This window comes from Petrotoga sp. 9T1HF07.CasAA.8.2 (assembly GCF_002895585.1).
In the GTDB taxonomy this organism is placed as follows: Bacteria; Thermotogota; Thermotogae; order Petrotogales; family Petrotogaceae; genus Petrotoga; species Petrotoga mobilis.
Genome location: NZ_AZRI01000036.1, coordinates 84501 through 95252, shown reverse-complemented (window position 1 = coordinate 95252; position 10752 = coordinate 84501). Strand labels below are relative to the sequence as shown.

At 33.4% G+C, this 10752-nt stretch carries 12 protein-coding genes; 9 read left to right on the top strand and 3 right to left on the bottom strand.

Going from position 1 to position 10752, the window contains the following annotated elements:
* The 7 genes from X925_RS08065 to X925_RS08035 form a co-directional block, all read left to right on the top strand.
* The coding region (locus X925_RS08065) for an ABC transporter ATP-binding protein (protein ID WP_233187763.1) at positions 1–1005 on the top strand (1005 nt) is incomplete at its 5' end.
* Between the two features lie 39 nt (positions 1006–1044).
* Positions 1045–2121, top strand: a complete 1077-nt coding sequence (locus X925_RS08060; RefSeq protein ID WP_041534425.1) for an ABC transporter permease — start codon at positions 1045–1047, stop codon at positions 2119–2121.
* The gene (locus tag X925_RS08055; protein ID WP_012209468.1) at positions 2118–3068 is read left to right on the top strand and encodes an ABC transporter permease; all 951 of its coding nucleotides are present in this window, start codon (positions 2118–2120) and stop codon (positions 3066–3068) included. The genes X925_RS08060 and X925_RS08055 overlap by 4 nt, the downstream gene beginning before the upstream one ends.
* Before the next feature lie 25 nt (positions 3069–3093).
* Positions 3094–3720: a ribonuclease HII gene (locus tag X925_RS08050; protein WP_012209467.1), complete on the top strand. Its 627-nt coding sequence runs from the start codon at positions 3094–3096 to the stop codon at positions 3718–3720.
* 13 nt (positions 3721–3733) lie between these two features.
* Entirely contained in the window at positions 3734–4741 is a 1008-nt protein-coding gene (locus X925_RS08045) for a peptidyl-prolyl cis-trans isomerase (protein ID WP_121959643.1), read from the top strand.
* Between the two features lie 13 nt (positions 4742–4754).
* Positions 4755–5060: a metal-sulfur cluster assembly factor gene (locus tag X925_RS08040; protein ID WP_012209465.1), complete on the top strand. Its 306-nt coding sequence runs from the start codon at positions 4755–4757 to the stop codon at positions 5058–5060.
* A 9-nt stretch (positions 5061–5069) separates the two neighbouring features.
* Positions 5070–5876: a HemK/PrmC family methyltransferase gene (locus X925_RS08035; RefSeq protein ID WP_103065465.1), complete on the top strand. Its 807-nt coding sequence runs from the start codon at positions 5070–5072 to the stop codon at positions 5874–5876.
* Here X925_RS08035 and X925_RS08030 read toward each other — a convergent pair.
* Together X925_RS08030 and X925_RS08025 are read right to left on the bottom strand one after the other, a co-directional pair.
* Entirely contained in the window at positions 5857–6633 is a 777-nt protein-coding gene (locus tag X925_RS08030) for a DUF6115 domain-containing protein (RefSeq protein WP_103065464.1), read from the bottom strand. The genes X925_RS08035 and X925_RS08030 overlap by 20 nt on opposite strands.
* A 26-nt stretch (positions 6634–6659) precedes the next feature.
* A complete protein-coding gene (locus X925_RS08025) occupies positions 6660–7274 on the bottom strand; it encodes a DUF4897 domain-containing protein (RefSeq protein ID WP_103065463.1) in 615 nt (204 codons plus the stop codon).
* A gap of 357 nt (positions 7275–7631) precedes the next feature.
* On the opposite strand from X925_RS08025, the gene X925_RS08020 reads away from it, so the two are divergent.
* Positions 7632–8399, top strand: coding sequence for a ZIP family metal transporter (locus X925_RS08020; protein ID WP_103065462.1), 768 nt, complete (start codon positions 7632–7634; stop codon positions 8397–8399).
* A gap of 94 nt (positions 8400–8493) precedes the next feature.
* On the top strand, positions 8494–9282 hold the full coding sequence (locus X925_RS08015; RefSeq protein WP_103065461.1) for a sulfite exporter TauE/SafE family protein: 789 nt from the start codon (positions 8494–8496) through the stop codon (positions 9280–9282).
* On the opposite strand, the gene X925_RS08010 is transcribed toward X925_RS08015, so the two are convergent.
* Positions 9279–10748 carry a GGDEF domain-containing protein gene (locus X925_RS08010; protein WP_121959642.1) on the bottom strand — a complete coding sequence of 490 codons (1470 nt, stop codon included), beginning with the start codon at positions 10746–10748 and terminating at the stop codon, positions 9279–9281. The genes X925_RS08015 and X925_RS08010 overlap by 4 nt on opposite strands.
* Positions 10749–10752: the final 4 nt, after the last annotated feature.

Here is a 10752-nt window from a genome sequence, read left to right as displayed (position 1 = left end):
AGAAGTCTCAAAAAAGATGGTAAGACTATTATTTTCATTAGCCATAAATTGAAAGAAGTGCTGGAGATAAGCGATAATATTACCGTTATGAGACTTGGGAAGGTTACGGGTAACGTTAAAACTTCAGAGACAAACGAAAAAGAATTGGCTAATATGATGGTTGGAAGAGAAGTTGTTCTAAGTATAGATCGACCAGGTATAGAACCAGGAGAAGTACTTGTGAAAGTTGAAAATTTATGGGTAAAAGACAATAGAAAGTTAGATGCCGTAAGAGGTATTACCTTTGAAGTTAGAAAAAACCAGATTCTAGGGATCGCAGGAGTAGCAGGAAATGGACAGTCTGAACTCGCCGAGGCCTTAACTGGGCTCAGAAAAATAGAAAGAGGCAAGTACTATTTTCAAGGGAAAGAGGTCAGTAATTTATCTGTGAAAGAATTAAGAGAGCTAGGCATAGCTCACATACCTGAAGATAGACAAAAAAGAGGTATGGTTCATGAATTCCCAAATTATTTTAACCTAATTTTAGGTTCTCATGACAAACCACAATTTTCAGAAAGAGGATTCCTAAAATTTGATGGTATAAGGGATTTCTCCAAAGATCTCATTGAAAAATTTGACGTTAGACCACCTGAGATTGATATATATACAGGAAACTTATCGGGTGGAAACCAACAAAAAGTTATCATAGCGCGAGAAATTGGCACTTCACCAACATTTATAGTTGTTTCTCAACCAACAAGAGGATTAGACGTGGGAGCAATAGAATATGTTCACAAAGAATTGATACACTTGAGGCAAGAAGGAGTTGCTATTTTACTTATATCTATGGAACTCGACGAAATCTTGTCTCTATCTGATAGAATAATGGTTATGTATGAAGGAAAATCCATGGGTGAATTTGAAAATGGTCAATTAACAATCGAAGAGATCGGTTTAATGATGGCAGGAAAGAGTTTAGATGAAGTAAAATTAATGGAAGAGGCTGGAGAAATTAAAAGTCTATAAATAGGAGGCGCTAATAAAGTGACTTCTTCCTCAAAACTTATGAAATCAAGATGGATGTCTTTTCTAGTTCCTTTTTTAGCGGTTGTAGTTTCACTTTTAATTGCAGCAATTATAATTTTAGCCATAGGCCAAAACCCCTTAAAAGCCTATGGAGCTATGATTAAAGGCGCAGTTGGTAGCAGGCTTTCCTGGGCGGACAATATAACAAAAATGACAAGTTTGTTACTAACTGGTTTGGCTGTAGGATTTGGATTCAGAGCAGGAGTATTCAATATAGGTGCGGAAGGTCAAATGGCTATGGGTGGGATAATGGCGGTAGCGGTAGGACTGAGCTTAGGTAATGTCCCTTCTGCTATAGCAATACCTTTGACTATTCTGGCAGGGATGGCTGGAGGAGCCTTTTGGGCCTCTATAGCAGGGTGGCTTAAAGCTCAAACAGGTGCCCACGAAGTTATAACTACCATTATGTTGAACTGGATAGCTTATCATATTACCAATTATCTGGTAGCCGGACCATTTGCTGTAGGTGCAGGCGTTCCAAAATCCCCTGAAATTGCAGAAAGTGCTCAACTTCCTCCACTGTTAACAGTCCAAGCATCTACCATTCCTTCTAGTATTTTAATAGCCATCGTTGCGGCAATTGTTATTTATATAATATTAGAGAGAACAACAACTGGATATGAAGTTAAAGCTGTGGGATTCAATCCATATGCAGCAGAGTATGGAGGAATATCAATAAGTAAAAATATTGTACTTACAATGGCTATTTCAGGAGCGTTAGCTGGTTTAGCTGGTGCTTTAGAAGTTATGTCCGTTCATCATAGAATTTTTGGTGCATTTACAAGCGATAGAGGTTTTGATGGAATAACTATTGCATTGATCGGTCAAAACAATCCTATAGGTATTATTTTTGCAGCTTTTCTCATCTCCTCACTAAGATCTGGTTCAAATGCTATGCAAACTATAGGTGTACCAGATGATATTATTGTTGTTATACAAGGAATAATAATATACTTTGTCGCAGCGGATAGAATAATACGAACTTGGATCATAAAGGCTTCTCAGCTCGGAAAGAAAAAATCCCCTAATACACTTCAAGGTGGTGAAGATGAATGAATTGGTTTGAAGCTATATTTACCGCTTTTGCTTCACCTTTATTTTATAAATTAACGATTCTTTCTGCATTACCATTGATTTTTGCTGGAATTGGAGGAGTTTACAGTGAAATAACCGGCGTAACAAATATTGCTTTAGAAGGTATAATGAAATTAGGAGCCTTCATCGGGGTGGCTGTTACTTTTCTTACTGGAAACCCTTGGATTGGACTTCTTTTAGGTATGGCCGGAGGTTTACTTTTGGCATTTTTACATGCCTATGTTTCTATAGAATGGTCCGCAAATCAAATCGTTTCTGCCACAGCTTTGATTCTAATCGCTCAAGGATTCACTGGCTTTTTGATGAAACCTGTTTTTGGACAAGAAGGTCAAACAGACTTTGTTGCTAAAATCCCAACGGTAAAAATTGAGGCAATTCAAAACATTCCTTTCATTGGAGAAATTTTTGGAGAGATCAGTTCTTTCTTCTACATTGCAATAGTAGTAATCATTGGATCTTGGTTTTTACTTTACAAAACTCCTTTAGGCTTAAGAATGCGATCCGTAGGGGAAAATCCCAGGGCTGCTGATACGCTAGGTGTAAACGTAAAAGCGATAAGATACTTTGGAGTTTTAATGAGTGGAGTTCTTGCTGCATTAGGAGGAATGTATCTAGCCCTAGGTGATATAGGACAGTTTCAAGAACAGATGCCTGCGGGCAAAGGATTCATTGCCTTGGCAGCTATGATATTAGGCAATTGGAATCCTATTGGGACCATGTGGGCAGCTTTGCTTTTCGGCGCTGCAGAAGCTATGAACATTCAACTTCAAACTTTGATGGTTCTCCCTTCAGAAATCAAAGCTTTACTAAATTTATTGCCTTTCGTTTTGACTATAATTGTCGTTGGAGGATTTGTTGGTAGAACAAGAGCACCTGCAGCTGACGGAGTCCCTTACGAAAAAGAGTAAATAGTTATTTTCAAAGGTGGTTAAGATGAAAGAAAATATTGAAATAACTCTTTTAAATAAGTACAAAAAAATAATTGGAATAGATGAAGCTGGAAGAGGCCCATTAGCTGGGCCTGTTTTTGTTGGTGCTGTTGTTATAGAATCAAAAAAAGAGGGTGAGTTATTAGCAAAAATTGGAAAAGATTCAAAATCACTATCTCCAAAACAAAGGGAAAGAAGATACTTTCAAATAACGAGAAATTTTAAATATTATAGCAATTTTTCAACTTCACAATTGATAGATGAAATAAATATATTCAAGGCAACTGAGCTAGCAATGATTAAGTTATTAGAAAAAATCGTAGAGGAAAACGCCAACGATTATTATGTAATTATTGATGGAAAGTTCTTCAAACTTGATTATAACTACGATTGTATTGTCAAAGGAGATCAAACATCCCCTCTGATAGGAGCCGCATCTATTGTAGCAAAATACGAAAGAGATATATATATGAATCAACTACATGAACTATATCCTAATTATGGCTTTATAACCCATAAAGGCTATCCTACCAGGAAACACATTGAAAGCATAAAAAAGTATGGTATAATATCAGAGCATAGAAAAACATTTAATCCTATTAAGAGATTCATCGAAGAAGGAATTTTATGAGGAGGCAAATATCTTGAGGAAAAAAGCTCAACTATTGTTATTTTTTGTATTTCTTATTTCAACTATTCTTTATCCAAAAATAATCTATCAACCATTGGAGCAAGCAACCTTTGCAAAAGTTAATGAAGAAACACTTAGTGAAGAACTATTAATATCAAGATCTCAAATAGTTTACCTTTTGTCAGATATTTATAATTCTTATCCCGAGTTTTATTCTGTTTTAACAAGAACAGCTACAGGTGTTGAACTCATGAATACATATTTAGAAGATCAAGCTTTAAAAATAGTCAATCAAGTTCTTTTTATACAATTCGTCGAACAAAAAAACATAGATTTACAACGCAAACAAACGTGGAATAACATTGAGGAAAACTTTTCAAAAGCCTTTAAAGACGTTGGAATACCTGACGAAGAAATAGAAAATTATCTTCTCGCCTTAGGTTACACTTCAAAAACAAATTATTTAGAAGATGCATATTATTCAACATTATACAATAATTCTATAGCTGCGCTTTATACCAAAATTGTTCAAGAGGCAGAAGTAACCGACGAAGAAATTGCAAAGGAATATCAAAACAACAAAGCCATCTATAAATCTGATCCTGCAGCTGATATAAAGCTAATTGTATTCAATAGCACAGAAGATGCTTCTTACACATACAATCGTATTATTGAAGGTTATTACACATATGATGAAGTATTCGAACAAACTGATTCAGCTACCTCTATGAGAATAAATCTTAAAGATGATTCAAATTCGATTGTACAAACTGTGAAAAGCAATCCTCCAGGATTTATTACAACACCTCTTTTGTATGATTCGCAAAACGATACATATGCTCTTTTAAAAATAGAACGAAAATACCCAGAAAAACAGTTAACTTTTGAAGAAGCAAAAGACCAAATAATTTTTAACTTAAAAGACAAAAAAGCTCAAGAATATTTTGATAAAGTTTTACCAACTGAATTCCAAAAATTTCAAGAAGAATCTTCAATAATTCTCAATTCTGATATGTTTTGAAGGAGGCTTACACATGCCTGATATAGAAAAAGATAAAATCATAAATGCTCTGAAAGAGGTTTATGATATGGAAATTGGATTCGATATCGTTTCATTAGGTTTGATATACAAGGTAGATATAGATGAGAACAATAACGTTCATATATTGATGACATTAACCACCCCAATGTGCCCTTTGGCCGGTTTAATAATTGAAAATGCAAAAGAGAAGGTAAAAGAAATAGAACAAATCAACGATGTAGATATCGAACTTACCTTTGATCCCCCTTGGGATCCGCAGATGGCAAGTGAAGAAGTTAGAAATCTTTTGGGAATTTGAGGTAAGATAATGAAGATAACAGAGTTAGTAAGTAAAATTCAGGGGGAGTTTAAAATCTCCCCCTTTCGTATATTGAAAATATTATCAAAAATTGAAGATAAAGATATATCTTTTTTTCTTAAAGATTCAGAAGTAGAAATTTCTCACCAAACTTTCGATTTTTTACTTAAACATCTTAAAGAAGGGTATCCTATCGAGTACTTTACAAAAAAGGTTTCTTTTTTAGGAAATGAGTTTTTTGTAGATGAAAATGTACTAATACCCAGGATAGAAACTGAAGATTTAGTAATATTAGCAGTCAATCTTATAAAAAATAAAAATATAAAACATGTAATTGATATAGGGACAGGTTCTGGTGTGATAGCAATCTCGATAAAAAAACAATTACCAAAAATTAAGGTTCAGGCTTCTGATATTTCAGAAGCTGCGATAAAAGTAGCTCAATACAACGCTCAGAGATTAGGTGTCAATGTTGAATTTAAAATTGGTGATTGCTTAGATCCATTTTTGAAAGAGATTGAGGAAGTAGAATTGATAATTTCAAATCCTCCATATGTTGAAACTTCTTTTATAGAACAAAATTGTTTTTTAAGATATGAGCCTAGAATTTCTCTTGATGGGGGATACGATGGTCAAAGTTTTTTTAAAAAGATATCTAAATATTCTCACCTTTTAAAATCTAAATATCTCTTGTTCGAAACCAGTGAATTTACTGTAAAAAAAACGGCTGAAATTCTATCAACAATAGGAAAAGTTCAAATTTTGCCTGACTCTTTTAAGAAAGAAAGATTCATCTTTATTTCTCCTCATTATTAAACAAACTTAGAACAAGCATTATCTCACCTACACCAATTTTCAATTCCTTAGCTATCTCTTGAGGGGTATAGCCATTTTTGGACAACTCAAGAATTTTGTTAGTTTTGTCGTATTTATAGTTAACATTATCTTTACTTATATTTATATTTTTATCTTTAGCCATATCGATATTTGATGGAATATTTTCTTTCTTTGACGAGATGTTGGGAACTTCTTTGATTTTCTCAAATATCATTTTTTCTTCTTCTGGTGTCAACTTCACCAAATGGTTAGAAACATCCAAATCGGTATTTGTGTTAATAAAATCAACCAACTTTTTACTTGATATATTTAATTTTCTTGAAAGCTCGTAAACCCTTAGTCTATCGTCTTTTTCAACTGTCTCTTTTTGATTTTTATTATCCTTCTGATCTTCTAAATTTTTTGTGTTTTGGACTTTAGTTTCAATTTCTTGTCTCTTATACGAATCTAATTTCCTTTCTAAATCTGTCAACAATGAAAAAGTTTTAGCATAAGCATCATCTAAATCTTTCATAAGTTGATCAACCAATTCTATTTTATTATCTAAGGCCCTTAATCTTGTGGAGGTTATCTTTTGAAATCTTGCTAAATAGAGGTTTTTTTCTTCCTCAAAATTTTCATATTTTTCCCCTGTCTCGTTATTTTCTTGTAAAAAGTTGCCTAAACGGATCATAAGAAAAATATTAACAATTGATATTGTGAGAGAAAGGACAACTAATAAATATAAAATAACCATTACAATTCCCCCATTTTTACGATAGTCTATTTAGATTGGAATTCTATCGTGGGATAACCTAATGCCCCGGTATAGGAATAGCCTATAACATTCTGGTCTATATAAGTGGGAGTAGGATTTACACTTAAGACTTCCCAACCATAAGGATAATGAATACTTACAGTCACTTCCTCATTCTGAGCACTTAAAAGTTGTCCAGAAAGAGAAAATTCAATATTTCCTCTATCATTTCTATAAACCAACCCTTCCAATTTAACCGTTTCATTCACATAAATCCTTGGAGAATTGGAATTTACGGTTGACTCATAAGATAAAACCACAAAATCTCTTGGGATTTGTTCTTTTAAATTATCCAAAGATTGTTGAAAAAGAGAAAGCTTTTCTTCATCGGGGGTGTTAAACCCTTCTACCAAGGTTTCGTAATCTCTCTCGTTTTCTGTTAGTATTTCTACTTTGGTTGCAAAATCCACGGAAAGGTCTTCGTAAATAGTAAATGTAATATCTCTTGATATTACTTGAAACTGAGGCTGAAGATTTCTGTACATAAAAAATTGAAAAATAGCTAACCCAGCAAAGAAAATTAATGTTATGATTATGAAATTAAAGCTATTACCCCTTTTTTGTTTTTGATCGTTAGCCATGTGATTCCTCCTAATAAATGATCTTTAACCTGTTGATTATTTTTTATTATAACATAAATCAAGTGTTTTTTTTAAAGGTACAAAAATTTAGTCAATACCCCGTACAGATTTCTCCCTTTCACCCCCTAGCCTACTCCGAAGAATCATTAAATTATATCAAATATAACAAGAAGTTGCAATCGTAATTCTAACTTAAAGTTATATCGGTTGTAATATCTGCGCAAAACAGAGATATTATAATTAAGAATTGTTGTGGGATAAAAAGCTTCTTCCTGAAAGAATATTAATCGGCTTTTGAAATTAATATTCTTCACTAAATTCACAAAACTAAAAAAACAACCTACAAGGAGGGCTAAGATGAACGAATTAACCAGTTCTCAAATATGGATATTTGGAACCCTAGCAAGTCTGATCGCTGGTCTTGCTACTTCAATTGGAGCTATTCCAGTATTGTTTTTCAAAAAAGAGTTAAGCGAAAAAAATTTAGATATGTTTTTAGGATTTGCTGCCGGTGTTATGCTCGCAGCTACTGTTTTTTCACTTATAATTCCATCTTTAGACACGGGTGGAATATTAATAACTATTTTAGGGATATTTCTTGGCGCACTTACTATTGAATTAATGGATACCTTCTCCCCTCATGAACATTTTTTAAAGGGACATGAAGGACCTGAGTTAGCCCGTTTAAAGAAGATATGGTTGTTCGTTATCGCAATAGCACTCCATAACTTTCCGGAAGGAATGGCTGTAGGGGTGAGTTTTGGTGGTGGAATGATTGCTAATGGTATTACTGTAGCAGTTGCTATAGGACTACAAAATATTCCAGAAGGGACAGCGACAGCTTTCTCTTTAATTAAAGCAAATTATTCAAGAAAACAAAGTTTCTTTTGGAGTTTTTTGACAGGATTAGTCGAACCTATAGGAGGTTTACTTGGGGCATCTCTAGTGGTCTTAATGAAACCAGCCTTACCTTTTTTTCTTTCATTTGCGGGAGGGGCTATGCTGTACGTTATCAGCGATGAGATAATCCCAGAAACACATTCTCACGGATACGAAAGAACGGCTACTTTCTCACTGATTTTTGGATTTTTGCTGATGCTGGTCCTCGATGTAGCATTAGGCTAAATAAATAGACGTTTTAGAAATAAACTAATTTTCAAAATGCATGTTTTAGTGTTTTTAAAGACATTATAAAAACTTTTTTGGAGGTCAAAAAAATATGATAAGTCAATACATAATCTCAGTTCTAGCCGGTTGGGGCGCTGGAGCTGTTACAGGAATAATTGGAGCAAGTGCTGCAGCGGTAATTGTACCTGTTTTAATAACTTTTTTAGATATTCCAACTTTTGAAGCTATAGGAATAAGTTTAGCGACGGATGTGGTGGCATCGTTGGTAGCAGCAAATACTTATAGAAGAAACGGTAATATTGATTTAAAATCTGGATTACAGATGGCAATAAGTGCAATTGTGGGGGCTATAATTGGAACTTGGATTTCTTCATATGTTCCTTCAGCCGGATTAGGAGGATTTACTGGAGTTGCAATCTTATTAATCGGTATAAATTTCATAAGGAAGCCTTTACATCAAAGAATACAAACTATTCAAGAAAAACATAAAAATGATCCAAATATAAATAATGTCAAAAGAATTACTAGCTCAATACTTTGGGGTTTGTTAATCGGATTTATAGCTGGTTTTGTCGGTGCAGGCGGCGGAGTGATGATACTTCTTATACTTACCCTGGTTTTAAGATATAAAATTCACGTTGCAGTAGGAACTTCTGTTCTGATAATGGCTTTTACAGCATTATCTGGTGCTGTTTCTCATGCGTTGTATGCCCCAATCCCTTGGGATTTGTTAGCTTTCGCGGTTGTAGGTGGTGCTGTAGGTTCAAAAATGGCTGCAACATTCGCTAATAACGTTTCGGAAGAAAAACTTAGCAAAATTGCTGGAGTAGCATTTATCCTTTTAGGGGCAATGACAATTACAGACGGTATAATATCTTAATTGATGATAATTTTATTTTTTCCTTGCCCTTTTGCCATGTATAGATTTTGGTCGGCAATTTTGAAAAGTAAATCTATTTCATGGCTGTTACCATACGCTACTCCCGCAGAAAAAGTGACATTCATCTCTTGTTTTAGTTTACGGTTTATTCTTTTCAAAATAGAATAAACCTCTTCTTTTTTAACCCCTTCTAAAATTATTACGAACTCATCGCCACCATATCTGAATATACTATCTTTTTTTCTCAAATTATCAACACATAGTTGCGCAAATTTTTTTAAGAGTGAGTCTCCTTCTTCGTGGCCATATGTATCGTTTACCTTTTTGAAGTTGTCTAAATCAAGAACAACTAAGGCTATTTTCTGATTTTTTAGATATTTTATAGAAGAAATATAATTTTCGTAACTTCTTCTGTTTCCAATCTCTGTAAGAGAATCTATCTGAGCATCTTTTTTTAATAAACTCTGATAAATTTTGTTTTGCCACATCACACCACTTTCTTTGGCATAATAATCTAGAATCTCGATTTGATCATCTGTAATTGGTTTCCCGTTGTATCTATTATCGCAAAGATAAAACGCAAGTTTTTCATCCTCTATTTCTATTGGTGAAATAGCTATTTCTCCTCTTAAATCAAGTAAATTTACTATCTTTTCCTCCAATCGACTTACAGGTAATTTAATAGTGCTATGCGATTCAACTGCGTATTTAAAAAGATCATTATCTATTAACAATTCTTTTTTAATAATAATACCTTTTATCCTTTTTTCTAAATTTGAAAAATAACTCATTCCAAACTCATATTGAGACAAATATGAATCAATGTTTGTTTCAAGTGTTTCAAACTTTTCATAAGTTTTGTGGGCTTCCATTTCATTTTCAGGTCCTATAACTCTATGAACCTTGAAATCACCACTGTCTTCAACAAATAAGATAGCCCTGTTAAATCCTCCTGCAAAGCCACCTGTTATCGCTGTCATAGTTATATATATCATTTCATCGATAGAAGTTCCAGGTTTATACCCTTTTTCTAATATAATTCTTGAAGCCCTGAATACATTGGCTATTTTTGAAGAGTTGAGTAGAATATCGGTAAGCATTGATCCTACTAACGAAGAGGCATTTTTAATTGTCTCATACAAAGCCATACTTTCCTCTTTTTTGAGTGTTTCGTAATTAATTTCAATGATATTCTCCATTTGAAAACTTTTCAATTCAACTTTTTGTTCTTCTAGTAAATTAGTCTCTTCTATATTTTTTATCGTGAAAATAGAGAATGAATTAAATATCTTTATTAATTTATACAGATTATCAGGTACTTGAAGTGGATCTGAATGAATTTTAACTGTAACTTCAAAATCAAAAAGAACTTCTTTTGTGAAGTTTTCAAGTAAAAGTGTAATACCTGGGTTTACATAAGCTGAATTAATTTTTGATTGATACTTTTCAAGCAATTTTATATTCATTCTA

What these genes read in the sequence shown, in the direction of transcription:
- X925_RS08060 (WP_041534425.1), top strand. Translation starts at nt 1,045, where the DNA reads ATGAAATCAAGATGGATGTCTTTTCTAGTTCCTTTTTTAGCGGTTGTA.
- X925_RS08055 (WP_012209468.1), top strand. Translation starts at nt 2,118, where the DNA reads ATGAATTGGTTTGAAGCTATATTTACCGCTTTTGCTTCACCTTTATTT.
- X925_RS08050 (WP_012209467.1), top strand. Translation starts at nt 3,094, where the DNA reads ATGAAAGAAAATATTGAAATAACTCTTTTAAATAAGTACAAAAAAATA.
- X925_RS08040 (WP_012209465.1), top strand. Translation starts at nt 4,755, where the DNA reads ATGCCTGATATAGAAAAAGATAAAATCATAAATGCTCTGAAAGAGGTT.
- X925_RS08035 (WP_103065465.1), top strand. Translation starts at nt 5,070, where the DNA reads ATGAAGATAACAGAGTTAGTAAGTAAAATTCAGGGGGAGTTTAAAATC.
- X925_RS08030 (WP_103065464.1), bottom strand. Translation starts at nt 6,633, where the DNA reads ATGGTTATTTTATATTTATTAGTTGTCCTTTCTCTCACAATATCAATT.
- X925_RS08025 (WP_103065463.1), bottom strand. Translation starts at nt 7,274, where the DNA reads ATGGCTAACGATCAAAAACAAAAAAGGGGTAATAGCTTTAATTTCATA.
- X925_RS08020 (WP_103065462.1), top strand. Translation starts at nt 7,632, where the DNA reads ATGAACGAATTAACCAGTTCTCAAATATGGATATTTGGAACCCTAGCA.
- X925_RS08015 (WP_103065461.1), top strand. Translation starts at nt 8,494, where the DNA reads ATGATAAGTCAATACATAATCTCAGTTCTAGCCGGTTGGGGCGCTGGA.
- X925_RS08010 (WP_121959642.1), bottom strand. Translation starts at nt 10,748, where the DNA reads ATGAATATAAAATTGCTTGAAAAGTATCAATCAAAAATTAATTCAGCT.